We start from the raw sequence: 25,744 nt of genomic DNA, 5'->3' as shown, positions 1-25,744 counted from the left end.
GTCGCTGCTGCCGCCACCCGCCCCGAGCCGGGTGCCCGCCGAGCGGTCGCCGACGAGGACGACGGGGGCCAGAACCGCTGGTGGATGGCCGTGGTCGGGTTGCTGCTCGTCGTGGCTGCCATCATCGCGATCTTGCTGATGACAGGGGGCGGCGATGACAAGACGCCCACCACGGTGACCGTGCCGGCCGTCGCCGGCAAGGAGGAGCAGGTCGCGACCCGTCTCCTCACCGAGGCTGGCTTCACCGTCGAGACCGAGGAGCGCGCCGACGCCGACATCGCAGCGGGTCGGGTCATCGAGTCCGACCCGGCCGAGGGGACCGACGCCGAACCAGGCAGCACGGTCACGCTGATGCTCAGCACCGGCCCCGAGCAGGTCACCATCCCCGATCTGCAGGGATTCAGCTACGACAGTGCCAAGCAACGCCTGGAGGATCTGGGACTGAAGGTCAAGAAGGACACGGCTGATGACCAGGCCGAGGCCAATCAGGTCATCAACACCAACCCGACGTCGGGTGAGTCCGTCGAGGTCGGGTCAACTGTCACGATCATCGTGTCGCGGGGGCAGACGACGGTCCCCAACGTGGTCAACATGAAGCAGTCCGATGCCGAGAAGGCTCTGGAGGACGCCGGCCTCAAGGTCTCGGTCGAGGAGGATCCGGCTGCCACGCAGGAGAAGGGCGTGGTGTCGGACCAGTCGCTGTCCAGCGGTCAGCGCGTGTCCCGGGGGACGTCGATCACGATCACGGTCTCGAGCAGACCCGACGAACCCGATGACGCCGAGGACGGGGTCGCCGAGGACGGGCTGGGCGGGTAGCTCGGTCAGGACCCGCTGGCGGTCGACCTGGCGTACTGCAGGCTGACCTGACCGCTGTAGGCGGGTACCGCCACGTCGTCATCGCTGCGGATTCGCAGACCAAGCCCGTAGACGCGGGCGTAGTCCGCGTACGTGACCGTCTCGGGCGTGGTGTCGATGGCGGCCAACATGCCGTCGACGTCGCCCACCGCTTGGATGCGGTAGGGCGGAGAGTAGGGAACGCCGTCCAGCAGCACGGTGTTGCCGACGCACTTGATGCCGGTGGTCGAGATCAGCCGCTGCCCCTGCAACGAGATCGCCTCGGCACCTCCGGCCCACAACGCGTTGACGTACGCCTGGAGGTCCTGCTCGTGCACCACGAGAACATTGGGGTCCAGGCCTTCACGCCCGGCGGTCTTCGGGGCGTCGTCCAGCACCACACCCACTCCCGGTCCACGAACCGGCGTCAGCCCGGTCACCGGCTCGAGCCGGGCCGTCTGCCTCTTGAGCTGGTCGATCGTGGTGCCGCCGACGCTGCCGGTCATGCCCTCGATCGACCGCTGGAGGTCACGGGCGGCGTCTCGTCGCTCGTCCACGCGTTGCGAGCGTTCACGCAGCAGGGAGTTCAGGTCTCCACCGGCCGGGCGCAGATCGTCGCCTGACGCGCTGACGGCGGCCGTGACGAACAGCAGACCGGTGGCAGCGCACACCGCCATGACCGACAACGGCCAGCGCTGTTCGGCATGCGAACCACGCTGTGGCCCCACCTTGCGCGCCATACGGCCTCCCCGGTCCACGACTCCCCCCACTAGGCTAGACGAGACCCTGTGAAACTGCGGCGCCTGCGCCGCCTCGTCTGGAGGACCACGTGGCACGAGACAAGACCCCCGACGGGCCGAGGCCTCAGCGAGTCGGCAACCGTTGGGCCGGCCCAGCGATGCTCATCTCGGCCGTCTTCGGACTGCTGTGGATCGTGACGTTCTACGTGCTCAACGGTCAGGTCGCCAGCTATCCGTCGTTCCTGCAGTGGTACGACGACCTGGGCAACTGGAACATCTTCATCGGCATGGGCTTCATCGTGGCGTCCTTCGGCTTTGCCATGAAGTGGGAGTGACCGGCTCCGAACAGCCGGTTGTCCCCACCTGTGTACGCACATGGGGATAACTACACGCGTGTAACTCTCCCCAGATGTGGACTAACCTGTGGACAACCCTAGGGGCGGGTGACGAGAGCGTCGCTGCGCAGCCACATCGCCACCACCGCGACCACCAGCAGCAGTGCGAAGGCGCCGATCTGCGCCTGCTGGCGGTACTGCTTGGGGGAGTACGCAACCGCCGCACCCAGCAGCAGGCCGGCCACGAAGCCGCCCAGGTGGCCCTGCCAGCTGATGTTCGCTCGCAGGCTCAGCACCGCGTTGATGCCTAAGAGCACCAGCAGACTTCGCACATCGATCTTCGCCTTGGTCTGCAGGACCAGGGTGAGCGCGAACAGTCCGAAGATCGCCCCCGATGCACCCACCGTGGGGGTGCCCGCCGGTGACAGCACGTAGACGACGACTGACGAGAACACCGCCATGGACAGGTAGGCCACGACGAACCGCCACGTGCCGAAAGCCTTCTCGACGTACGGGCCGAACAGGTAGAGCGCGTACATGTTGAAAGCCAGATGGAGCAGCCCACCGTGCAAGAAGGCGGCTGTGAGCAAGCGCCACCACGCGCCGTCGACGACGCCGGTCAGCTGAGTCCCGTCACTCGCGAATCGGGTTTCGGCCAGCATGGCGCCCTGCCGGAAGATTCCACCGTCGAATCCGCCGGTCGCGAGCTGCATCAGATAGGCGAGCACATTGATCCCGATCAGGACCATGGAGACCGTGCCGACCGAGCTGCTGACCGCGCCGCCAGCCATCGTGCGGGCTGCGCGCACCGACTTCCTGCCCTCGGCGATGCACGCAGGACACTGGAACCCGACCGCGGCGTCCCGCATGCAGTCCGGACAGATCAGCCGTTCACACCGCTGGCACGAGATGTACGCGTCACGGTCGGGGTGGCGGTAGCAGCGTTGCTCGGCTGCGGCCTCAGGCGTCACGCCTGGGGGCGCTCGATCCGCAACGACTCGATGACCACTGGGGTGTCGGGACGATCGAAGCGTCCGGTGCTCAGTGCGCCGATGGCATCGACCACGGTCCGGCTCTCGTCGTCGGCGACCTCGCCGAAGATGGTGTGCTTGCGGTTCAGCCATTCAGTTGCCGCGAGCGTGATGAAGAACTGCGAGCCATTGGTGTTGGGTCCGGCATTCGCCATGGCGAGCAGGTACGGACGGTCGAATTGCAGATCGGGATGAAACTCGTCCTCGAACTCGAAGCCCGGACCGCCGCGGCCGTCACCCATGGGGTCGCCGCCCTGCAGCATGAAGTTCGCGATGATGCGATGGAAGCCCAAGCCGTCGTAGAAGGGCCGCGTGGTCGGCTGGCCGGTCGCGGGATCGACGAATTCCTTCGTGCCCTCGGCGAGACCCACGAAGTTCTCCACCGTCTTGGGCGCGTGGTCGGGGAACAGATCCACCACGATGGTTCCGTGCGTGGTCGTGAAATGAGCGGTCAACTTCGATGACACGGTGGTGAACTTCCTTTTCGAGTCGGTGGAGGCCATTGTCCCACGCGACCCCTGAACCAGCTCCGTGCCGGGCCGTTGAGCCCTGATCAATGCGGCTACCGTGGCCGTCATGAACGACTCTCCCAGCGTGACCGTCGACCGATCCGAGGCTGGCATCGCTGTGCTGACCTTCCAGGCGCCGCCCGTCAACTTGTACTCCGCCCAGATGCATGACGCCTTCGACGCAGCCCTCGACTCCGTCGAGGCTGATCTTCCACGCGCGCTGCTGATCCGCGCTGAGGGCAAGCTGGTCTCCGGCGGGGTCGACGTCGCGGCCTTCCACGCCCGCACGAGTCGGGCGGACACCCAGGACCTGTACGACCGGATGCTCCAGCTGCCTGAGCGTATTGACGCCCTCGACATCCCGACTTTCTTCGCCGCCCACGCGCTCACCCTCACGTGGGCGTTCGAGGTGGCCCTCGCGTGCGACATCATCATCGCTTCGGAGCGCGCGAAGTTCGGCCTGGTCGAGCGCGTCATCGGACTGACCCCGACGATGGGCGGGACCCAGCGTCTCGCGGCCAGAGCAGGTCTGGGTCGAGCCAAGGAGCTCGTCTTCACCGGAAACCTGTACGACGCCACGACGCTGGCCGGCTGGAACGCCATCAACCACGTGCTGCCATCGGTGGGGTTCGATGACGCCGTCCTCGACCTGGTGCGTCACGTCGCGGTCGGACCCACGCGAGCCTTCGGCGCCGCGAAACACATCCTGCGTCACTTCGAGGCTGGCGGCATCCCCGAGGCGATGGTCCACACGACCACCATCGCCTCGTCACTGTTCGACACCGACGACCTGCAGCACGGCATGGAGTCATTCCTTGCTGACGGTCCCGGCCACGCCACGTTCCAGGGTCGCTGAGGCGCGGCGTTCGGCCCAGAAGCTGACGAGCGGGATCGTCGCGAACAGCGCTGTGGTGATGGTGAAGAACGGGTTCCAACGGTGCCGGCGTGCGAGCACCGCGATCAGCACGAGCAAGCCCATGAAGAGGTAGCCGTGCACCATGTCGACGACGGTGATGGCGCTGGCGTTGCGGTTCCACCACGACCCACCGTCCGTGGTGAGCTGGCCGATCCACGCCGTGATGACGAAGATCAGGTTTAGTCCGACGATCCAGGCGACGACGCGGTAGGCAGTGGCGGTTCGACTCACGTCCGCAGGCTACGGGAGTCCACCTGGTCGCTGGCCATGCGCCACCACATGAACAGGGCGAACAGCCCGAAGACCCACCACTGCATCGTGTATGCGAGATTGCGCAGACCCACGGTCCACGGGACATCATCATCTGGAATCGACGCGAGAGACAGACCTCCGGCCACCTGGCGGTCGGTCCCGACCGCGTAGCCGGAGTAGAGGTCGTACGGAAGCTCGTTACTGAGAGCCGGGATGCGCATCGACCCGATCTCGCGCCGTTCCCGATCCCACCCTTCTCCTGCGCCCTGGCCCTGTTGCAGCACACCGGCGACGGTGACCTCACCTCTCGGGACGGCAGGTGCGACATTCGGCTCAGGCGCCCACCCTCGCACCACCAGCAACGCTGTGCGCGCATCGGTCAGCAGCGGCGCGACGAGCCAGGCTCCGCTGACACCACCCTGGATGCGGTCGGTGACCCAGAACTGGTCGGCGTTCGGAGCGAACACCCCCGTCGCCGTGATGGGCCGCTGGTTCAGGCGCGCTGCGAACGGCTCGTCCGGTCCCCACACCTCGCTCAGGGCGACCGTGGGCACCTCCTGCTGGTCGGCTCGCTCGTCAGCCTGACGTGAGTCGTAGATGCCCAGCTGCCACAAGCCCATGACGACACAGAAGACCACCGCAGCAACGGCGAACACGTGCAAGCCGAGCAGGCCCGGCCGGAACCAGGAACTCAGCCCTCCGGCCGGCTTCACCGTCACGCCGAGAAGGGCGCGACGTCCGGGTAGAGCGGGAAGCGCTCGGCCAGCACGGCGGTGCGCTTGCGCAGGCTGTCGATGTCGACGTCACCAGCCTTCAGGGCCTCGGCGATCACGTCAGCGACCTCGGTGAACTCCTCGGCGCCGAAGCCTCGTGTGGCCAGCGCGGGCGTGCCGATGCGCAGCCCGGAGGTGACCATGGGTGGACGCGGGTCGTTGGGCACCGCATTGCGGTTGACCGTGATGCCGACCTCGTGCAGCCGATCCTCGGCCTGCTTTCCGTCGAGCTCGCTGTCACGCAGATCAACCAGCACCAGATGCACGTCAGTACCGCCGCTCAGCACCTGGACACCCGCCGCCTTCGCATCGTCGGCCATCAGACGGGTGGCCAGGATGCGGGCGCCGTCGATGGTGCGCTGCTGGCGATCGGTGAAGTCCGGACCGAGCGCCATCTTGAAGGCAACCGCCTTGGCCGCGATGACGTGCTCCAACGGCCCGCCTTGCTGGCCCGGAAACACTGCGGACTGCAACTTCTTGACCAGCTCGGGGTCATTGGACAAGATGGCGCCACCGCGAGGACCACCCAGCGTCTTGTGCGTCGTGGTTGACACGACATGGGCGTGCGGCAGGGGGCTCGGGTGCAGACCCGCGGCGACCAGACCGGCGAAGTGGGCCATGTCGACCCACAAGATGGCGCCGACCTCGTCGGCGATCGCTCGGAAGGCCGCGAAGTCGAGCTGGCGCGGGTACGCCGACCAGCCGGCGATGATGACCTTGGGTGAGTGCTCGATGGCCAGAGCCCGCACCTCCTCCATGTCGACCAAGCCCTGCTCGTCGACGTGGTACTGCACGACCTCGTACAACCGGCCGGAGAAATTGAGCTTCATCCCGTGCGTGAGGTGGCCGCCGTTGGCGAGGTCGAGGCCCAAGATGGTGTCGCCGGCGCGCGCGATGGCATGCAGCACGGCGGCATTGGCCGAAGCGCCTGAGTGCGGCTGGACGTTGGCGTAGTCGGCGTCGAACAGCTCCTTGAGTCGATCGATCGCGATCTGTTCGACCTGGTCGACCACCTCGCAGCCGCCGTAGTACCGCTTGCCCGGGTATCCCTCGGCGTACTTGTTCGTGAGAACGCTGCCCTGCGCCTGCAACGCGGCAACGGGGGCGAAGTTCTCCGAGGCGATCATCTCCAGCGTCGTCTGCTGGCGGCTCAGCTCAGCATCGAGCAACGCGGCGATCTCGGGATCGAACTCAGATAGCGGCTGATTCAGGCTCATGCGGCCAGACTATCTGCTGGCTCCAGCGCTCGGAAACAGCGATCCGCCGCACGTGGTGACCAGCACTGCGACCTGCGTGCGTGATGGACTTTGGTCCTTGTTCTCGGCCTCTCAGCAGGCGGCGAACCCAAAGGTAACCGAACTGCAATCACGCTGGGTCTCCCGCAGGTGTAGCGTGCCAAACGGCCTAGTTCGACTGAACTAGCCCGGCGGCCGGTGACGGCGCCGCGAAGCACTCAGGAGGACATGGATGAACAACTTCCGACGGGGCACCGCGGTCCTCGCGGTGACCGCCCTTTCCGGGCTTGCGCTCGCCGCCTGTGGCACCGGCCAGTCCGGTGACTCAGGCGAGGGCCTCATCGTGGGCACCACCGACAAGGTCGTCTCGATCGACCCGGCGGGCTCCTATGACAACGGCTCGCTCAACGTGCAGACCCAGGTGTTCCAGTACCTGCTCAACTTCCCAGCTGGCACGACCGACCTGACGCCGGATGCCGCCGAGAAGTGCGACTTCGACGCCGAGGACGGAACCAAGTACGTCTGCACCATGAAGGACGGCCTGAAGTTCGCCAACGGCAACGCGCTGACCGCCAGCGATGTCGCCTTCTCCTTCAAGCGCATCGTCGACATCAAGGACCCCAACGGCCCGTCACCCCTGCTGGGTGCCATGGAGTCGGTCGAGGCAACCGACGACTCGACGGTCACCTTCACGCTAGCGGCCCCCAACGACCAGACGTTCCCGCAGATCCTCGTGACGTCGGCCGGTCCGATCGTCGACGAGGACACCTTCCCGGCTGACGAGGTCATGGATGACAACGCGGCCGTGGAGGCCAATGGCTTCTCTGGTCCGTACACGATCAGCAGCTACGAGAAGAACCAGCTCGCTGCGTTCAAGGCCAACCCCGACTACAACGGCACCTACGACGCGCCCAAGACCGACAACGTCACCATGAAGTACTACGCCAAGGCCGAGAATCTCAAGCTGGACGTGCAGAACGGTGACATCGACGTCGCCTACCGCTCACTGACACCCACCGACATCGCCGATCTGGACAAGACCGACGGCGTCACGGTGCACACCGGTGCGGGCGGTGAGCTGCGCTACATGGTGTTCAACCTGGACAAGATGCCCGGCGAAACACCCGAGGAGAAGCTGGCCATCCGCAAGGCTGTGGCGTCGTCGGTCAACCGTGCCGAGCTCGCCGAACAGGTCTACAAGGGCACGTTCACCCCGGCCTTCTCGATGGTTCCTGAAGGACAGGCCGGCGCCAACGAGGCGTTCAAGGACGCCTACGGTGACGCCCCCGACAAGGCGGCAGCACAGAAATTCCTGGATGACGCCGGCGTCGAAGCTCCGGTCGACATCAAGCTGCAGTACAACCCGGACCACTACGGCTCCAGCTCGGACCAGGAGTACAACGCGGTCAAGCGCCAGCTCGAGGCCACCGGGTTGTTCAACGTCTCGCTGCAGTCCACGGAGTGGGTCACCTACTCCGAGGAGTACCCCGCAGACGCGTACCCGGTCTTCCAGCTGGGCTGGTTCCCGGACTTCCCGGACGCCGACAACTATCTGTCGCCGTTCCTGAGCCCGTACGACGACAAGAAGAGCGGCAACTTCACCAACTCGCACTACAACGAGCTGGGGACTGACTTTGCCGATCCGACGATGTCGAAGCTGCTGGACGCAGAGCGCGTTGATGCCGACCAGGCTTCGCGTGAGGTCACTCTGGGCGAGATCCAGGACCGACTGGCCGACCAGGTTCCGTACCTGCCGCTGCTGACCGGTTCGCAAGTCGCTGTGGCCGGCGACGGTGTCAAGGGAGTCGAAGACACTCTCGACGCGTCGTTCAAGTTCCGGTTCACCCAGCTGTCGAAGTGACACACCCGTAGCACCATCGTGGGGGCAGGTCCGAGTGGACCTGCCCCCATGGTGTGTGTCCACCACCATCGTTGAGGGACCACCATGGCGACCACCCAAGCGCTCGCGCCGACCGCAGGACCGGACCACCCACCACCGACCCGCACCGGTCTGAGCCCCCTGGCCCGTTATCTGCTGGTGCGCCTCGGCCTCCTCGTGCCGATGATCTGGCTGCTGGTGACCATGGTCTTCGTGCTGATGCGCGTGATCGGCGACCCGATCCAAGCCGCTCTGGGCGGGCGGCTCAGCCCGGCACAGATCGCAGAACGCAAGGCCGAAGCCGGCCTGGACCGACCGATCCTGAGGCAGTACTGGGAGTACCTGACCGGTCTGCTGCGGGGCGATTTCGGCGTCACGCTCACTGATAACCGTGAGGTGTCGGACATCTTGGTGGTCAACGGCGCGGCCACTCTCGAGCTGGCGTTCTGGTCCCTGCTGGTCGCTTTCGCCGTGGGTATCCCGCTCGGTCGGATTGCGGCTCGGTACCGCGACCAGCTGCCCGACGTCCTGCTCCGTCTGTTCGCGATCCTGGTGTATGCGGCACCGGTGTTCTTCGTGGGTCTGCTGCTCAAGCTGGCCTTCACCCCCTTCGGCTGGCCGTCCTCGGGACGGGCCAGCATCAGCACCGAGCTGACTCTGCAACAGGTCGAGCCGCAGACCCACATCATGATCCTCGACGCCATCTTGTGGGGCGAGCCGGCGCTGATCTGGGATGTCCTGCAGCACGCCATGCTGCCGGCCATCGCGCTCGGGCTGTTGACCGGTGGCATCTTCTTGCGACTGGTCCGCGTCAACCTCCTGCAGACGCTGCGGATGGATTACGTCACCGCCGCCCGCGCTCGCGGCGTCAGCGAGCGACGGGTGCTGAGCAAGCACGCCTTCCGCAACGCCCTGGTTCCCGTGGTCACCGTGATGGGTCTGCAGATCGCATTGCTGCTGGGCGGCGCCATCTTGACCGAGACGACCTTTGAGTGGAAGGGCTTGGGCTACCAGCTGTCCCAGTACCTGATCCGTCGGGACTTCCTGGCCGTCCAGGGCATCGTCACCGTCATCGCCCTGATCGTCGGGGTGATGAGCTTCCTCATCGATGTCATCGTTGCGTTTGTTGATCCGCGAGTGAGGTTCTGATGAGGCGTGTGTCCTTCGGCCTGCCCGGCGTCGTGCGCCAGTCCCACGGGCTGCAGCGATTCATGCTGCTGCTCGGCTTTGCGCTGGTCGCGGTCTTCCTGCTCCTCGCCATCTTCGCTCCGCTGATCGCGCCCTATGAATTCAACCAGGCGCGAGGTGACGACGGTGTGCTGTTCGGCACCCAGACCTCGCCGTCCTGGGACCACCTGTTCGGCACCACGGTCGGGGGCGCCGACGTCTTGTCTCGCGTGATCTGGGGTGCCCGCACCGCGGTCATCGTGATCATCTTGGCGGTCATCCTGTCCGGCCTGGTGGGCGTTCCTCTCGGACTGCTGTCCGGATTCGTCGGTGGTTGGCTCGACCGCGCGTTGGTGTTCGTGATGGACGCGCTCTACGCGTTCCCTTCCTTGCTGCTGGCCATCGTCGTGTCGATCGTGCTCTCCGGCGGCAGCAGCGGTGCGGTGGGCGGGATCCTCGCCGCCGCTGTGTCGATCACGGTGGTGTTCGTGCCGCAGTACTACCGGGTCATCCGCAATGCGACCTTGTCGGTCAAGGCAGAGCCCTACGTCGACGCGGCCCGCGTGGTGGGCGTTCGCACGCCGCGAATCCTGCGCCGGCACATCTTCTCGAATGTGTCCCAGTCACTGCCGGTCATTGCCACCCTGAACGCCTCCGAAGCGATTCTCACCTTGGCTGGACTTGGTTTCCTCGGCTTCGGCATCGAGCCGTCTGCGGCGGCGGAATGGGGTTACGACTTGAACAAGGCCTTGCCTGATGCCGCGTCCGGCATCTGGTGGACGGGAGTGTTCCCCGGTTCGGCCATCGTCCTCATCGTGCTCGGCGCCACCTTGGTCGGCGAGAGCCTCAACGACATTCTCAATCCACTGCTGCGCACCCGCAGTGGCGACACCACGACCGCAGACGAGGCCGAGATCGAGGCGGAGTTCCACGAGGTAACCGGCGACGCGGCTCCCTCGGTCGAGATCCGGTCCGACGTGGGCACCACACGCGTGGCTGCTCTGTCACTGACCGACCTGAACGTCACGTTCCGTACCGACGCCGCACCCGTGCACGCCGTCAACGGAGTCAGCTTTGACGTCGCCCCGGGAGAGGTGGTGGCTGTGGTCGGCGAGTCAGGCTCTGGCAAGTCGGTCAGCTCGCGCGCCGTGCTTGGCCTGCTGCCGTCGACCTCCGCGGTGACCGGATCGGCGCGCCTGCGCTCCAAGGACGGCCAGGAGCATGACCTGATCGGCATGACCAGCCGCCAGCTCCAACCCATCCGCGGCGACCAGGTGTCGATGGTCTTCCAGGAGCCGTCTACCGCGCTCAATCCTGTCTACACGGTGGGGTGGCAGATCGTGGAGGGCCTGCGCGCCCATGGCACGAACTTCACCGGAAGGGGCTCCAAGAAGGCGGCGTGGGCACGCGCCGTCGAGCTGCTCGAGCTGGTGGGCATGCCCGATCCCGCAGAGCGGGTCGACTACTACCCGCACCAGCTGTCCGGTGGTCAGAAGCAGCGGGTGGTCATCGCCATGGCCATCGCGTGCGATCCCGATGTCATCATCGCTGACGAACCCACCACGGCCCTCGACGTGACCGTGCAGGCCGCGATCCTCGAGCTGCTGTTGTCCCTGCGCGACCGGCTGGGCACCGCGATCGTCCTGATCACCCACAACATGGGCGTCGTCGCTGACATGGCCGATCGTGTCGTGGTCATGTATCGCGGCTCGGTCGTCGAACAGGCCCCCGTCGAGCAGCTGTTCGCTGCGCCAGCGCACCCGTACACACGGGCTCTGCTGGAGGCTGTCCCCCATCTGGGCCGGGCAAACGGTCCTGAACCGGTGCCCACTGACGCCGAGCCCGTTCTCCAGATCGAAGATCTCGTCGTCGAGTTCCCCGGGGGATTCGGCCAACCGAGCTTCCGCGCCGTTGACCACGTGTCGCTGACCGTGCACCGTGGTGAAGTCCTCGGTCTGGTGGGCGAGTCTGGCTCCGGCAAGTCCACCATCGGTCGCACCGCGGTCGGGCTCCAGCAACCGACGTCTGGAATCGTCCGAGTCTCCGGCATCACGGTCTCCGGGTTGTCTGATCGTCAGCTGCGACCCCAGCGGTCCCGCTTCGGTTTCGTCTTTCAGGATCCCGCAGCCTCGCTGAACCCCCGGATGTCGATCGCCGACTGCATCGCCGAGCCGCTGCACGTCCAGACCGACCTGTCCGACGGTGCCGTCCACGCCAAGGTCCGCGAACTGCTCGACAGTGTGGAACTGAGCGGCGCCTATGCCGAGCGCTTCCCGCACGAGCTGTCTGGCGGTCAGCGTCAGCGGGTCAGCCTGGCTCGCGCCCTCGCACTGGACCCAGATCTGTTGATCGCCGACGAGCCGACGTCGGCACTCGACGTGTCCGTGCAGGCGCGGGTGCTTGACTTGTTCACCGACCTGCAGCATCGGCTCAACTTTGCCTGTCTGTTCATCAGCCACGACCTCGCCGTGGTCGACGCGCTCGCCAATCGGGTCGCCGTGATGCAGAACGGGAAGCTGGTCGAAGTGGGCGATCGGGCCCAGGTCCTCGGATCACCGCAGGAGGGATACACCCAACGCCTGATCGCTGCCGTTCCGGTGCCCGATCCGGCGGAGCAGCGACGCCGGCGGGCCGAGCGAGGCCATCTGCTGACCGGCCTTTCCTGACCTCCGGTGCCACACTGGATCCATGGATCCGGTGGCGGTGGTGCGACAGCACATCGGAGGAGCTCTGTTCGAGCGAGTCGCCGGCGACGAGGGGCCAGCCCGGCGCGAGCGAATCTGGAACACCCCCGGCGAACGCCGGTACGGACCCGACACGGCGATCCACCGCGTGCACTCGGACGCGTCGATGTTCGTGGGTGGCATCCGAGCACTGCTCCTGCAGTCCTTGCATCCCCTCGCCATGGCCGCGGTCGACCAGCACTCGGGCTACCGGGGCGATCCCTGGGGGCGGCTGCAACGCACCAGCACCTTCCTCGCCGAGACAACGTTCGCCACGATCGAACAGGCCGATCAAGCCATGGCCGTCGTTCGGTCCGTCCACGACCGCATCGCCGGCGTCACGCCAGATGGCCGGCCGTATCGAGCCTCCGATCCGCACCTGATCCGTTGGGTGCACGTCGCCGAGATCGACAGCTTCCTGCGGGCCCACGACCGATACGGCCGCACACCGCTGGATGCGTCCGGCCGCGACGCCTACGTCGCCGAGACGGCCCACGTCGCCCGCGGCCTTGGTGCCGACCAGGTGCCCGAGACGGTGGCCGAGCTGGACGAGGTCATCGCTGGCTACCGCCCCGAGCTGCAGAGCACCGAAGCTGCTCGCCGGACCGCGCGTTTCATCCTGATCCGCCCGCCTGTTCCGTGGGTGCAGCGCGCCCCGTACTCGCTGCTGTGCGCCGCTGGCGTGGGTCTGATGCCCCGATGGAGTCGGTGGCCGTTGCGACTTCCGTACCTGCCGTTGACCGAGGCCACAGCGGTCCGCGCGGCTGGCGTGGCGATGACCGGCACCATTCGCTGGGCCATGGCCGCCGATTCCACCCCCGAGCGCACCCGGTGATGTCCTGGCCCGAAGGCGCGCAATGCGACAATCTCGGTGTGCCGATGACGGCAGAGAGGATCGGACTGATTCAGGTGCTGCCCTTCCCACAGCAACCCGTCGCCGTGGCCTCCGTGGCGTCCTTGCCGCAGACTGAGGATCTTCCCGGGGGCACGGTCTTCGAGCCGAAGTTCGACGGCCGCCGGGCGCTGCTGTTCGTCGAACGGGGCATCTGTCGCATCCAGTCCCGCCGCGGCGACGACATGACCGATGCCTTTCCCGAGATCGCAGCAGCGGCCGTGCAGTGGTTGCCCGGCGGAGTGGTGCTCGATGGCGAGATAGTCATCTGGGGCAGGGGACGAGCGGACTTCGACGAGTTCCGGCGCCGGCTTTCTGGTCAGACGGGCGTGCGCAGCCTGCACGCCAACACGGTTTCCTTTGTGGCTTTCGACGTCCTGGCCGGGGCGGGTATAGACATGCGTGCGAGTCCGTTCCGGGTCCGCCGCCACGCCTTGGAGATCCTTCTGGAAGACGCTCTGCCGCCGCTGCACATCGTGCCGCAGACCAGGGTCCGGGAACAGGCTCATGCCTGGCTGCAGAGCTATGCCGAGACGCGCGTGGGCATCGATGGAGTCGTCGCCAAGGGGACGGCGACGCGGTACGCACCCGGTTCCGCCGCGTGGCAGCGGGTGCGGATTCAGGAGTCAGCGGTGTTCGTGGTGTGGGCGGTCGCTGGCCAACTGCGACGACCGACACGGCTCATGCTGGCAACCCCCGACGGTGCGGGTGGGCTGCGGCACGCGGGGTGGTCTGCGCAGGTGTCCGCGCTCGAGGGACAGCAGCTCGGACAGGTCCTCATCCAGCCTCAGGGCCCTCACCCGTGGCCCGGATTCCCCTCGACCGCCAATCTGCCGGGCTGGGAGGGTCCGGCCGAGTCGCTCATGCTGGTTGATCCGCAACTCGTGGTCGAGGTGGAGAACGGTCCAGGTGCCGCATCAGACTTCGTTCGGCAGCGCCCAGATCTTCACCTGGCCGATCTCGATCAGCCGTAGATCACTCGTCCTCGTCGCCCGGCCGCTCGGCGAGCGCGAGCAGGCGTCGGTTTTTGTCTTCCAGCGAGATCCGATGGTGCCGATCGCCTGGATGGTGCCCCTCCGGGCCCCCGGGAGGAGGGGCCGTCGAGGCCCCCGTCGCCACCAGGACGGCGATGTCGTCGCGGGCCTGGCCCCCTTGAAACTGCATCACGTCCTGCAAGATCTCGTCGGCCATGTCGGTAGCTGAGTCGGATGTCTCGACCAGGCGGGTGAGGCGGTCCTCGCCATAGTGGTCCCGCGACGCCTGGGCGTCGATGACTCCGTCGGTGAACAGCACGATTGATTCGTCCTCGCCGAGCACGAATGTCGCGTCGACGAGGTGGGGGACGTCCAGCACCCCGAGCAGTGAGCCGGGAACCCCCATCTCGGTCACCATTCCGTCAGAGCTCTTGAGTAGCGGCAGTGGGTGCCCGCCCACCGCCAGCGCTCCAGACCAGTGGTCGCCCTGCCAGGACAACCGCACCGCCGCGACCGTACAGAATCGGTTTCGCCCATCCAGAGCGAGCGCGAGGTTGACGGCCTGCAAGATCTCGGCGGGGCTGTCGACCTGCATGGCGATCGCGCGGATCGAGTGACGGACGAACGCGGTCACAGTTGCCGCGTGCATCCCCTTGCCCTCCACGTCCCCGATGACCAGGACCCACTCGCCAGTTCGCACCTGGAAGACGTCGTAGAAGTCGCCTCCCACCTCGGTGCCGTCCCCTGCCGGACGGTACGCCCCCTCGATGTGCAGTCCCGGGATCTGCGGCGGAGCCGCTGGTATGAAGGTCTTCTGCAAGGTCTCAGCCAGATCTCGCGCCTTGCTCTCGGACGCAACGGCCTCCGCCCGGGCGACAAGCAGCTCCTTTTCGTACGTACGGCGATCCCGCGCCTCGAACACGATCGCCCGGACAGACCCGTCCTCGGCGCGGACGTTTGCGCTCACCAAGACCGGGACGGACGCTCCATCGGCGCGCACCACGTCGAAGGCAATCTCGTGCACCTCGCCGTGCATCTGCAGCAAGGGGCGAAAGTGTGTCTCGTGATACATCCGATCGCCGACGCCCAGGAAGGTGGGAAAGGTCGCGTGACCCACGACCTGATCAGCCGGCCGACCCACGAGATCGAGGAACTTCTGATTCGCGGCGGTGATCACGCCGTCTGCGCCTAGGGCGAGGTATCCGCAGGGCGCACGGGCGAAGAAGTCCTCGACGCCGGCGGGCGTCATGCCGCTCGCACGTACGGATCGATCGCCGCGATCGTCGTGGCGGGAGCGCTCAGATGCGGGCAGTGTCCGGTCGTGTCAAGCACGACGTACGTCGCGTCGGCAAGGTGGTCCCTCACGTATTCTCCAGCCGACATCGGTGCGATGAGGTCGTCACTGCACTGGAGCACCAGCGTCGGTACGGAGACCTTCGCGAGGTCGTCCCGGTTGTCGGAGGTGAAGGTGACCTTGGCGAACTGGCGCGCGATCTGCGGATTCGTTCGGCAGAAGCTCTCCTCGAGCTCGCTGGCGAGCGCCGGCTCGTCCGGGTGCGCCATGATGACCGGCGCCATCGCCCTGGACCATCCCAGGTAGTTGCTGTCCATCGAGCCAAGCAGGTCGTCGATGTCGGCCTCCGTGAAACCCCCCACGTATGCGCCGTCGTTGATGTAGCGAGCTGACGGCGCCACCATCACGAGCCTGGCAAACAAATCCGGTCGCCTCGCCGCCGCCAGCGCGCCGATCATCGACGACACCGAGTGCCCCACGAAGATGACATCGGACGCTCCGAGTGCCTCGCAGATGGCTACCACGTCGTCGGCGTAGCCGTCGAGGGTCGAGTACTTCGATGCGTCGTAGGCCGACACGTCAGACCCTCCGGCACCAACGTAGTCGAACAGCACCACCTGGAAGTCGGCCTGAAAGGCGGGGGCGACCTCGCGCCACATGTGTTGGTCGCACCCGAAGCCGTGCGCGAACACCATGGTCTGTCCGTCTGGATTGCCGCTGACCGTCACGGCGTGCCGTTCAAGAGTGCCCATGGTCCCCGACAGTATCCGATCCGGCCGCCTGACGGACGTCCGGCGAAGTTGGTGCTCAAGGCTTTCGGGCCCCTCATCCTCAGCCCGAGATCGACAACGCGCACTGGACCTTCTGGCTGGTCAGGGCGCCACAACCCGTTGACCTGCACGTACGCGGTCCACCAGTCGTTGCCGGCGTCGGACCATTAAAGACAGACTGGAGCGTCGCTGGCCACGTTCCCGCTCGCCATCCAAGACGGTAAGAGGAACCTCGCTGGCGAAAAGTTGTCGCTTGCGTGGAGCCTAGGGACTCGAACCCCTAACCGCCTGCTTGCAAAACTGACGACACTTTCCGGGCGTTCCTGCAGGTGAGAGGCAGGATTGCCCTCTGACCTGCGGATACGCTACCACCAAGAATTGCCAACGTCCGACAGTTTTGGACAGCACTAGACAGTTCTTTGGGCACGTATGGGCACGCCGCCGGCGGCCCGCCTAGCGAGAGCTGACCGCACACTCCTACGCGGAGTGGCCGCGACACGATTCCAGCGGATCAATCGACGACAACACATAGTCCGCTTCAACGCCTCGGACCGGCGCACGGATTGCGGCATGAGCGTGCGTTCATTGCCCCACCTGGGTAGCCGCTGCTAGCGTCGCTCGACACCACCTGGAGGTCAGATGTCCGCGTTCGACTATCAAGGATCGACGCTCTGGTACGACACGTTCGGCGACGGCGAGCTTCTCATCATCCTGCACGGCGGGCTCGGCCTGGACCACACTTATCTCCGGCCCTGGCTCGACCCGTTGGGCGAGTACATGACGCTGACATACCTGGACTTCCGTGCGAACGGCAGGTCCACAGGCGACGGGGACGACCTCACGATGCAGCGCCTGGCGGAGGACGTAAACGCACTGCGCGAGCACCTGGGTCACCCGCGCACCTGGCTGCTTGGTCACTCCTACGGCGGCTTCGTCGCGCTCGAGTACGCATTGACCTTCCCGGAGAACTTGCACGGCTTGATTTTGCTGGACACAGACAGCACGGGTCCAGCTCCAGAGACAATCACCGCGGGCTTGCAGCGCCTCGGGGTGCAACCCGAGGCGCTGTCGGTCTTCGAGGAGCCGGTGGAGAACAACGCCGACCTGCTACGCGTCTTCGACGTGGCCGGACCGTGGTATCTCCCGCACTCCGAATCTTCCGCCGCGCGGTCCGTTCTGGGCAAGACCATCTACCGGAAAGGCGGCGACGACGGCGGCCAGCGCGCGCTCCAGGCCTGGGACGTCACCGAGAGACTGGACGACATCGCCGCTCCTACGTTGGTGATGACCGGTGCAGACGACTTCATGTTCCCGCCCGACCGCGCGCAACGCTTGAGCGACGCGATCCCGGCCTCTGCCCTACAAGTCGTACCGAGGAGCGGTCACCTGCCGTTCGTCGAGCAGACGGAGACAGTGCTCAAGGCCGTCTCGGCCTTCCTGCGGCGCGACTGACGCACAGCGCCGCGTGCGCCAGGGTCAGGTTTGCCTGGTTCGCTGACAAAAGATCGCTCATCGGCATGACCGTGCGTTTCTCCACCGCGTCAGAGCATCCCGAATGCTGATCCACCTACGGATCGTCGGCGCGGCCTCGGGTCAGGACCGAGGGCCGTACGCCGCCAGGAACGTGGCAACCGCGTCCCGAACGTGAGCCTGTCGCGCGGCTGGGGCTGGCGCGACGTCGTCGCCAAGGAACATTGCGGCGTTTGTGGGCGCACCCATCACTAGCCAGTTCAATTGCTCGGCGGCCATGGCGGGATCCGGCACTCGCACCCACCCACGCGCGTTGAGTTCGCGTATCAATGCCTCGAGGGTGGTGACCGCGCGACGCGGTCCCTGCTCGAACACCGCGCGCGCGAGGTCGGGGAAGCGGGGGACCTCGCTGATCACCAGGCGTCGTAGCCGCAGCATGCGCGGAGACAGCACTACCGCGAGCTGGTGGCCGAGCATGCTCTCCAGAGTCGGAATGACGTGGTATCGGGCTTGATATCTACCGGACGGGAGGCGTCGAATGCTGCCGAAGGATGCGCGGGTGTTCTTGCGCTTGCGGGTTATAGCTGAGGTGGCGGTCATCGCGGTCGTCTCCTGATGGGTCAAGCGCGCCTTCGTGAGGCGGGCTATGGGCACGTATGGGCACGAACCCCAGTTCTGTGCTGCCGTTTGACCCATCGGGGGGTGGTACTAAAACCTCCGCTGACCAGCGGTTCTGTGTGGCGTGGAGCCTAGGGGACTCGAACCCCTAACCCCCTGCTTGCAAAGCAGGTGCGCTACCAATTGCGCCAAGGCCCCTCAGACTGCGTCTGTTCCCGCTGCCCATGTGTCGTTCGAGGGCGCCTTGCGGCGCTGACTCAGGGTCCACAGGACGCTGACAGCCGCGAGGCTGAGAGTGATGACCTTTTTCATGGATCCTCCTCGAACAGTGGGCGTACCAGGACTTGAACCTGGGACCTCTTCCTTATCAGGGAAGCGCTCTAACCAAGCTGAGCTATACGCCCGCAACAGCGATGAACATTACCTCACCGCCGGACGCGGATGAAATCGGGGAGGGACCGGCCGACTGGTCCCGTCAGTCCTGCGAGGTGTAGGTGACCTGGAAGCCACCCAACAGCTGGGCGGCCAGGTTGTACAGGTGCGCCGCAATGGTGGCCAACCCCGTCATGATGACCACGTTCACGGCCGACAGGACGAGGCTGAGGCCGACCAGCCGGCCGAAGCCGAGGTAGTCGGTGATCTGGAACGTGGCCGTGTCGTCGCTGAGCACAGAGGTGACGCTGCCGTCGATCTGATCCCACACGCCGCTGACCTCGAGCACGATCCAGAAGATCGCCACGGCGACCACGGCCACGATCATCATCGCGACCGAGATGGCGAACGCCATGCGGGTGACGGACCACGGCTCGATGTACGCCAGTCGCAGCGTGGCCTCCCGACCACTGCGGTCATCGGTCATCTGCATCGATGGTTCCGACTCCTGATGGCCTTGCCGCTTGCTGGAGGAAACGGTCTTGGGCGTGGACCGTGCCTCGCGCTCGGCCTTGACAGCCGGAATGACCGCCGTGGTGGACGGCGACTGCGAGGTGGTGCGGGCGTAGTCGCTGGCCGTCAGCGGGCGGCCTTTCGGGCCACCATCGGAGGGTTCCGACTTCTTGGTGGTTGCGGCATCGGACGTGGTCGATCCACCCGGCTTGCCGGCGGATTTCGTTGTGGAGCGCGGCCTGCCCTTGTCGGTCTCCGCCTCGCGTTCGAGGTGCGGGATCGACGAGGTGTGCGCGGCATCGCCAGCACCCGAGCCAGGAGTCGCTTGATCGCTCACTCGTCGTGCACCTCATCGGTCGATTCGTCAGGGTCTGCCACGACGTCTTCGGGGGTGGGTTCGGCATTGCGTGCGATGGTGACCACGCGGTCCTGACCCTTCAACGTCACGAACTTGACACCCATCGTGCCACGTCCTGTGGCATTCACACCGGAGACGAGGCTACGAGTGATCTGACCTCGGCTGGTGACCGAGATGACGTCGTCGGTGTCGACGAGCACCAGACCGCCCACCAGCTCGCCACGATTCTCGGTGATCTGCATTGCCTTGATGCCCAGACCGCCGCGGCCCTGGAGGCGATAGTCCTCGATGCGGCTCTTCTTGGCGAAGCCACCATCGGTGACGGTGAAGACGTAGAGCTGCTCGGGTTCGAGCACGGCATCGGCATCAGCGACTTCCTCGGGTCGACGAATGACGCTCATCGACAACAGCGAGTCCTCGCCGCGGAACTTCATGCCGGTGACGCCGGACGTGGCTCGGCCCATCGGTCGTAGCTGCTCGTCGTCGGCCCTGAACCTGATGGCCTGAGCGCGTCGAGAGATCAACACCATGTCGTCCTGCGGATTGACCAGCTCAGCGCCGATCAGCTCATCATCATCGTCGCGGAAGTTGATTGCGATGACGCCGGCCTGGCGTGGGCTGTTGTAGTCGGTCAGGCGTGTCTTCTTGACCAGACCCCGGCGGGTGGCCAGCACCAGGTATGGAGCCTGCTCGTAGTCGCGGACCGCGAGCACCTTGGCGATCTGCTCATCGGGCAAGAACGACAGCAGTCCAGCGACGTGGCCGCCCTTGGCGTCGCGTGCTGCCTCGGGCAGGTGGTACGCCTTGGTGCGGTAGACCCGGCCAGCCGTGGTGAAGAACAAGATCCAGTGGTGGCTGGTGGTGGCGAACACGTGGTCCACGACGTCCTCACCACGCAGAGAAGCCCCGCGGACCCCGCTGCCACCACGGTGCTGGACCCGGTACTGATCCGTGCGCGTGCGCTTGGCGTACCCGCCCTTGGTGATGGTGACGACGACGTCCTCGTCGGGGATGAGGTCTTCGTCGGACAGATCGCCATCGGCCGGCACGATCGGGGTACGCCGGTCATCGCCGAACTTGTCCACGATGGCTGCCAGCTCCTCACTGACGATGGAGCGCTGACGCTCCTCGCGCGCCAGGATGTCCTGGTAGTCAGCGATCGCGGTTTCGAGCTCATTGAGCTTGTCGATGATCTTCTGTCGCTCAAGTGCCGCGAGGCGGCGCAGCTGCATCTCCAGAATCGCCCGTGCCTGAATCTCGTCGATCTGGAGCAGGTCGATCAGACCGTCGCGAGCCTCGTCGACCGTCGGGCTGCGGCGGATCAGGGCGATGACGTCGTCGAGCGCGTCGAGTGCCTTGCCGTAGCCGCGGAAGATGTGAGCCTCCTCCTCGGCCTTGCGGAGGCGATACTCCGTGCGACGTCGAACCACTTCGATCTGGTGGGTGATCCAGTGGGTGATGAAGCCGTCGAGGCTCAGGGTGCGTGGCACGTCGTCGACCAGCGCCAGCATGTTGGCGCTGAAGTTGCTCTGCAGCTCGGTGTGCTTGAACAAGTTGTTGAGCACCACCCGGGCCACGGCGTCGCGTCGGACTTCGATGACGATCCGCCGTCCGACCCGCGAGCTGGACTCGTCCCGCAGGTCCGAGATGCCCTGCATGCGACCTGAGTTGACCAGGTCGGCGATCTTGCGCATGAGCGAGTCCGGGTTGACCTGGTACGGCAGCTCGGTGACCACGAGCTGGATACGACCCTTGGCGTCTTCCTCGATGTTGACCACCGCGCGCATCGGGATCGAGCCGCGACCTGTGCGATACATGTCTTCAATGCCCTGCGTGCCGACGATCAGTCCGTGGCTGGGGAAGTCGGGACCCTTGACCCGCTCGAGGAGTGCCTCGAGAGTCTCCTCCTTCGAGGCGCCGGGATGCGCCAGGACCCACTGGGCGGCTGCCGCGACCTCACGGAGATTGTGTGGCGGAATGTTGGTGGCCATGCCGACCGCGATACCTGCCGAGCCGTTGACCAGCAGATTGGGAATGCGGGCCGGCAGGACGGTGGGCTCTTGCGATCGGCCGTCATAGTTGGGCCGGAAGTCGACGGTCTCCTCGTCGATGTCCCGGACCATCTCCATGGCGATGGGCGCGAGCTTGCACTCGGTGTACCGCATGGCGGCGGCCTGGTCGTCGCCGGGCGAACCGAAGTTGCCCTGGCCCTGCACCATCGGCGCGCGCATGACCCACGGCTGGGCCAGTCGCACCAAGGTGTCATAGATCGCGGTGTCGCCGTGCGGATGATACTGACCCATGACGTCACCGACGATGCGGCTGCACTTGCTGAAGCCGCGGTCAGGACGGTAGCCGCCATCGAACATGGCGTAGAGCACCCTGCGGTGCACCGGCTTGAGGCCGTCGCGCACGTCGGGCAGCGCCCGCGAGACGATCACGCTCATCGCGTAGTCGATGTACGAGCGCTGCATCTCATCTTGCAACTCGACCGGTTCGATGCGGTCGCGCTCGATCGGGGTGTCAGTCATCGGGTGTTCCCATCCATGGTGAAAGAGCGAGTCATCAGATGTCCAGGAACCTGACGTCCTTGGCGTTGCGCTGGATGAAGGAACGTCGTTGCTCGACGTCCTCACCCATCAGCACGGTGAACATCTCGTCAGCCGCGGCGCCATCCTCGAGGGTGACCTGGCGAAGGATGCGGGCGTCGGGATCCATCGTGGTGTCCCAGAGCTCGGAGTCGTTCATCTCTCCGAGCCCCTTGTAGCGCTGGACCGGAGCCTCCTTGGGCAGCCGGTGTCCGGCTTCGACGCCTGCGGCCAACAGCGCATCGCGCTCGCGGTCGGAGTACGCCAGCTCGGCCGCGGCATTGGTCCACTTGATCTTGTACAACGGCGGCTGAGCCAGATACACGTGGCCGCCGTCGATCAACGGCTTCATGAACCGGAACAGCAACGTCAGCAGCAGGGTGGAGATGTGCTGACCATCCACGTCGGCATCGGCCATCAGGACGATCTTGTGATACCGCAGCTTGGCGATGTCGAAGTCCTCGTGCACGCCGGTGCCAAGTGCCGAGATGATCGCCTGGACCTCGGCATTCTGCAGGATCTTGTCGATCCGGGCCTTCTCGACGTTCAGGATCTTGCCTCGCAACGGCAAGATCGCCTGGGTGCGCGGATCGCGGCCGCCCTTGGCCGAGCCTCCGGCCGAGTTTCCCTCGACGATGAAGACCTCGCACTCCTCGGGGCTGCGGCTCGAGCAGTCGGCCAGCTTGCCGGGCAGTCCGCCGCTGCCGAGGAAGCCCTTGCGGTTGCGGGCGAGGTCGCGCGCCTTGCGGGCGGCCATGCGCGCGGTGGCCGCATCGATTGACTTGCGCACGATGACCTTGCCCTCGGCGGGGTGCTGCTCGAACCATGCGCCGAGCTCGACGTTGAGGACCGACTGCACATAGGACTTGGCCTCGCTGTTGCCCAGCTTGGTCTTGGTCTGCCCTTCGAACTGCGGTTCCTCGAGCTTGATCGAGACGATCGCCGTGAGGCCTTCGCGGACGTCGTCGCCAGAGAGATTGTCGCTGGCTTTCTTGATCAGGCCTTGCGTGGTCGCGAACTTGTTGACCGTGTAGGTCAGGGCCGCACGGAAGCCTTCTTCGTGGGTACCACCCTCGTGCGTGTTGATCGTGTTGGCAAAGGTGTGCACCGACTCGGTGAAGCTGTCATTCCACTGCATCGCCACCTCGAGCGACAGACCCTTGGCCTCATCCTCGGACTCGAAGGCGATGATGCCGTTGTGGATGGGCGACTTGCTGCCCACGTTGATGTGATCGACGTAGTCGATCAAGCCGTTGTCGAAGCGGAACCGTGCCTCGGACTCGATCGTGTCGACCTCGGTGTCTCCCTCGGCCGCCTCGAGGGTCGCTTCTCGCTCGTCGCGGATCACCAGCTCGAGGCTCTTGTTGAGGAATGCCATTTCTCGAAAGCGCGTCTTGAGCGTCTCGTAGGAGTAGACGACCGTGTCGAAGATGTCTTCGCTCGCATAGAACGTGGTGGTGGTGCCGGTGTCGGTGGTGGCAGCTCCGCGCGCCAGCGGTGCATCGGGTTCGCCGTACGTGAACGACTGGGTCCATACGTAACCATCGCGCTTGACCTCGACGTGCAACTTCGTGCTCAGGGCGTTGACGACCGAGACGCCCACGCCATGCAGCCCGCCAGAGACCTTGTAGCCACCTCCGCCGAACTTGCCGCCGGCGTGCAGCGAGGTGAGCACCAGCGTGACGGCCGGGATCTTCTCCGTGGCGTGCTCGTCCACCGGGATGCCGCGCCCGTCATCGACCACCTTGACACCGCCATCGGCCTGCAGCGTGACCTCGATGTGGGTGGCGTGGCCGGCGAGTGCTTCGTCGACCGAGTTGTCGACGACCTCGTAGACCAGGTGGTGCAGTCCGCGCTCGCCCGTGGACCCGATGTACATGCCAGGACGCTTGCGCACTGCCTCCAGACCTTCGAGAACCTGGATGTTGCTTGCATCATAGGACTGCGCAGGATCTGGAGTTTGAGTCACTCAAGCAGTATACGGGGCCTTTGCGCGCGCCTGACGCAGGAGTGCCTTTTCGGTGCACCGTGTCGGCGGATGCAACGGGTCGCCAGAGCCACAGAATCACGCCTGTGACGGGCTGATGGGTCCCCTTTCGAGGCGGGGTATTGTCCAAGGCCCACCAAAGCGTGAGCGGCCCGACGATTTCATCTGTCGCCGCTGGGCCGTATCAGGCAGGCTGGAGCCATGTTCTCAGTCCGTGATCGCGTCGTGGCACGCGCCATCGCCGCGGCCATCGCCGCGCTGTCCGCCGGCGTCGCCGCGGCCACCTATCAGTACGCCGTGCAGACCGGATCGGGCCAGCGGTTTGATGCGGCCGCAGTGAACACCGTCTACGCCGGCCCGGACGCCCGGTTGGCCGTCCTGAGCGTGCTGGGTTACGTGTCGATCGGTGCCGTCGTGATCGCCATGATCGTGTCCATCAGCCTGGCCCTCGCACGTGGTCACGTCCGCTGGGCCATGGGCTCCGTCGTCGTGATCGTGGGGGCCAACGTGAGCACGCAGGTGCTCAAGCACCTGCTCCTGGACCGTCCAGACTTCGGGCTGCTCACCTTGAACTCTCTGCCCAGTGGGCACACCACCGTCGTGGCCAGTGCCACCGCAGCGACCTTGTTGGCTGCTCCGCCTGCCTTGCGACCCGTGGTGGTGCTGGGCGGCGCCATGGCCACGACCCTCACGGCGACCTCCACGATCGTCGCCGGCTGGCACCGTCCCTCGGACATCGTCGCGGCGTTGGCCGTCTGCCTGTTCTGGGCAGCCGTGGCGTCGGCTGGCGCGTCGCGTCGCGTCGTCTGGACGCGCACGACAGTTCCTGCCGCCGTGATCGGTGCTGCGGCCGGCGTCATCGCGTTGGGCGTGCTGGGCGTTCGGCCGACGACCGGCTGGGGCGGTGTCGTGGATGCGGCGCTCGTGCTCGGCGCCCTGGCGGCGACGGTGTCGGTGTTTGTCGCAGCGGTCGCCGTGTTGGCGTTCGACGACGATGTTTCCCGTGAAACATCCCATCAGGACGCTGACGTCGGCTCAACCGTAGGTGTCGCGGGGTCCTCGCTGACCCCGGATCGACCGTGGTCCTGACTTCCAGCTGGGGGCCTGTGGCCCGCGGATCTCGATCCGCACGACCGACCCGTCGCCCAGCAGTTCGTTGAGCTTGGCCACGATCCGCGGTGCCAACAGCTTCAGCTGGGTGGCCCACGCCGTTGATCGTGTCTCGACATGCACCACGGCGTCGGCGAAACCCGTGACCCGTGAGTGCTGCGCGACCTCAGATCCAACGATCGACGCCCAGTCGTCGAACAGCCGGTGGGCGTCAATCTGTCTGCCCCACCCGCGATCTCGAATGAGATCGCCCAGCACCTCGGAGATCGGCACCGCATCCTCGCGTCGCTGACGCGGGCCGGACGGAGGTGGCGGGCGACGGCGAGGCTGCCCCTTGGGGGCTGGGGCGCCACCGCGCTTGTACCGATCGGTGATGTCCCGGGCCAAGTCGAGCGGGTCAGGAG

Annotated in this window: 23 protein-coding genes and 2 tRNA genes; 10 read left to right on the top strand and 15 right to left on the bottom strand. The window is 66.0% G+C overall.

What is annotated here, in order from left to right:
- On the top strand, positions 1-816 hold an 816-nt coding region (locus WB508_RS08280; RefSeq protein WP_423844412.1), incomplete at its 5' end, for a PASTA domain-containing protein.
- Between the two features lie 5 nt (positions 817-821).
- Here WB508_RS08280 and WB508_RS08275 read toward each other — a convergent pair.
- On the bottom strand, positions 822-1,574 hold the full coding sequence (locus tag WB508_RS08275) for a DUF881 domain-containing protein (protein WP_423844411.1): 753 nt from the start codon (positions 1,572-1,574) through the stop codon (positions 822-824).
- Between the two features lie 89 nt (positions 1,575-1,663).
- On the opposite strand from WB508_RS08275, the gene WB508_RS08270 reads away from it, so the two are divergent.
- On the top strand, positions 1,664-1,909 hold the full coding sequence (locus tag WB508_RS08270) for a cell division protein CrgA (protein WP_423844410.1): 246 nt from the start codon (positions 1,664-1,666) through the stop codon (positions 1,907-1,909).
- 98 nt (positions 1,910-2,007) lie between these two features.
- Here the strand turns inward: WB508_RS08270 and WB508_RS08265 are convergent, their stop codons facing one another.
- On the bottom strand, positions 2,008-2,880 hold the full coding sequence (locus tag WB508_RS08265; protein WP_423844409.1) for a rhomboid family intramembrane serine protease: 873 nt from the start codon (positions 2,878-2,880) through the stop codon (positions 2,008-2,010).
- Positions 2,877-3,443 carry a peptidylprolyl isomerase gene (locus WB508_RS08260; protein WP_423844408.1) on the bottom strand — a complete coding sequence of 189 codons (567 nt, stop codon included), beginning with the start codon at positions 3,441-3,443 and terminating at the stop codon, positions 2,877-2,879. Before WB508_RS08260 ends, WB508_RS08265 begins: the two co-directional genes overlap by 4 nt.
- 73 nt (positions 3,444-3,516) lie before the next feature.
- Between WB508_RS08260 and WB508_RS08255 the strand changes: the two genes are divergently transcribed.
- On the top strand, positions 3,517-4,305 hold the full coding sequence (locus tag WB508_RS08255; protein ID WP_423844407.1) for an enoyl-CoA hydratase/isomerase family protein: 789 nt from the start codon (positions 3,517-3,519) through the stop codon (positions 4,303-4,305).
- On the opposite strand, the gene WB508_RS08250 is transcribed toward WB508_RS08255, so the two are convergent.
- The 3 genes from WB508_RS08250 to glyA are packed head-to-tail and all read right to left on the bottom strand — an operon-like array spanning position 4,258 to position 6,607.
- Positions 4,258-4,596 carry a DUF3817 domain-containing protein gene (locus WB508_RS08250; protein WP_423844406.1) on the bottom strand — a complete coding sequence of 113 codons (339 nt, stop codon included), beginning with the start codon at positions 4,594-4,596 and terminating at the stop codon, positions 4,258-4,260. The genes WB508_RS08255 and WB508_RS08250 overlap by 48 nt on opposite strands.
- Entirely contained in the window at positions 4,593-5,336 is a 744-nt protein-coding gene (locus tag WB508_RS08245) for an SURF1 family protein (protein WP_423844405.1), read from the bottom strand. The genes WB508_RS08250 and WB508_RS08245 overlap by 4 nt, the downstream gene beginning before the upstream one ends.
- Positions 5,333-6,607, bottom strand: coding sequence for a serine hydroxymethyltransferase (gene glyA, locus WB508_RS08240; protein WP_423844404.1), 1,275 nt, complete (start codon positions 6,605-6,607; stop codon positions 5,333-5,335). The genes WB508_RS08245 and glyA overlap by 4 nt, the downstream gene beginning before the upstream one ends.
- A 250-nt stretch (positions 6,608-6,857) precedes the next feature.
- Between glyA and WB508_RS08235 the strand changes: the two genes are divergently transcribed.
- The 5 genes from WB508_RS08235 (at position 6,858) to WB508_RS08215 (ending at position 14,260) form a co-directional block, all read left to right on the top strand.
- A complete protein-coding gene (locus tag WB508_RS08235; protein WP_423844403.1) occupies positions 6,858-8,486 on the top strand; it encodes an ABC transporter substrate-binding protein in 1,629 nt (542 codons plus the stop codon).
- Between the two features lie 84 nt (positions 8,487-8,570).
- Positions 8,571-9,653, top strand: coding sequence for an ABC transporter permease (locus tag WB508_RS08230; RefSeq protein ID WP_423844402.1), 1,083 nt, complete (start codon positions 8,571-8,573; stop codon positions 9,651-9,653).
- Positions 9,653-12,337 carry a dipeptide ABC transporter ATP-binding protein gene (locus WB508_RS08225; protein WP_423844401.1) on the top strand — a complete coding sequence of 895 codons (2,685 nt, stop codon included), beginning with the start codon at positions 9,653-9,655 and terminating at the stop codon, positions 12,335-12,337. Before WB508_RS08230 ends, WB508_RS08225 begins: the two co-directional genes overlap by 1 nt.
- A 22-nt stretch (positions 12,338-12,359) precedes the next feature.
- Entirely contained in the window at positions 12,360-13,229 is an 870-nt protein-coding gene (locus tag WB508_RS08220) for an oxygenase MpaB family protein (RefSeq protein WP_423844400.1), read from the top strand.
- A 44-nt stretch (positions 13,230-13,273) separates the two neighbouring features.
- A complete protein-coding gene (locus tag WB508_RS08215; RefSeq protein WP_423844399.1) occupies positions 13,274-14,260 on the top strand; it encodes a hypothetical protein in 987 nt (328 codons plus the stop codon).
- 1 nt (position 14,261) lies between these two features.
- On the opposite strand, the gene WB508_RS08210 is transcribed toward WB508_RS08215, so the two are convergent.
- On the bottom strand, positions 14,262-15,509 hold the full coding sequence (locus WB508_RS08210; RefSeq protein ID WP_423844398.1) for a PP2C family protein-serine/threonine phosphatase: 1,248 nt from the start codon (positions 15,507-15,509) through the stop codon (positions 14,262-14,264).
- A complete protein-coding gene (locus WB508_RS08205) occupies positions 15,506-16,306 on the bottom strand; it encodes an alpha/beta fold hydrolase (protein WP_423844397.1) in 801 nt (266 codons plus the stop codon). Before WB508_RS08205 ends, WB508_RS08210 begins: the two co-directional genes overlap by 4 nt.
- Positions 16,307-16,963: 657 nt before the next feature.
- Here WB508_RS08205 and WB508_RS08200 point away from each other — a divergent pair.
- A complete protein-coding gene (locus WB508_RS08200) occupies positions 16,964-17,776 on the top strand; it encodes an alpha/beta fold hydrolase (RefSeq protein ID WP_423844396.1) in 813 nt (270 codons plus the stop codon).
- Between the two features lie 141 nt (positions 17,777-17,917).
- On the opposite strand, the gene WB508_RS08195 is transcribed toward WB508_RS08200, so the two are convergent.
- From WB508_RS08195 to gyrB, 6 genes are all read right to left on the bottom strand, one after another.
- On the bottom strand, positions 17,918-18,394 hold the full coding sequence (locus WB508_RS08195) for a TetR/AcrR family transcriptional regulator C-terminal domain-containing protein (RefSeq protein WP_423844395.1): 477 nt from the start codon (positions 18,392-18,394) through the stop codon (positions 17,918-17,920).
- Positions 18,395-18,537: 143 nt separating this feature from the next.
- Positions 18,538-18,610: transfer RNA gene (locus WB508_RS08190), tRNA-Ala, on the bottom strand.
- A 131-nt stretch (positions 18,611-18,741) separates the two neighbouring features.
- Positions 18,742-18,816 (bottom strand) — tRNA-Ile (locus WB508_RS08185).
- 71 nt (positions 18,817-18,887) lie between these two features.
- Entirely contained in the window at positions 18,888-19,634 is a 747-nt protein-coding gene (locus WB508_RS08180) for a DUF3566 domain-containing protein (protein WP_423844394.1), read from the bottom strand.
- Positions 19,631-22,186: a DNA gyrase subunit A gene (gene gyrA / locus WB508_RS08175; protein ID WP_423844393.1), complete on the bottom strand. Its 2,556-nt coding sequence runs from the start codon at positions 22,184-22,186 to the stop codon at positions 19,631-19,633. The genes WB508_RS08180 and gyrA overlap by 4 nt, the downstream gene beginning before the upstream one ends.
- A 34-nt stretch (positions 22,187-22,220) precedes the next feature.
- Positions 22,221-24,212, bottom strand: a complete 1,992-nt coding sequence (gene gyrB / locus WB508_RS08170) for a DNA topoisomerase (ATP-hydrolyzing) subunit B (RefSeq protein ID WP_423844392.1) — start codon at positions 24,210-24,212, stop codon at positions 22,221-22,223.
- 219 nt (positions 24,213-24,431) lie between these two features.
- Between gyrB and WB508_RS08165 the strand changes: the two genes are divergently transcribed.
- Positions 24,432-25,319, top strand: a complete 888-nt coding sequence (locus WB508_RS08165) for a phosphatase PAP2 family protein (RefSeq protein ID WP_423844391.1) — start codon at positions 24,432-24,434, stop codon at positions 25,317-25,319.
- Here WB508_RS08165 and WB508_RS08160 read toward each other — a convergent pair.
- Positions 25,266-25,744: DUF721 domain-containing protein (locus WB508_RS08160; protein WP_423844390.1), on the bottom strand; the 479-nt coding region annotated here is incomplete at its 5' end. The two genes, WB508_RS08165 and WB508_RS08160, sit on opposite strands and share 54 nt — an antisense overlap.

Origin of the sequence: Aeromicrobium sp., assembly GCF_049586495.1 — a bacterium.
GTDB lineage: Bacteria > Actinomycetota > Actinomycetes > Propionibacteriales > Nocardioidaceae > Aeromicrobium.
This window is presented reverse-complemented; position numbering and strand designations above follow the sequence as displayed.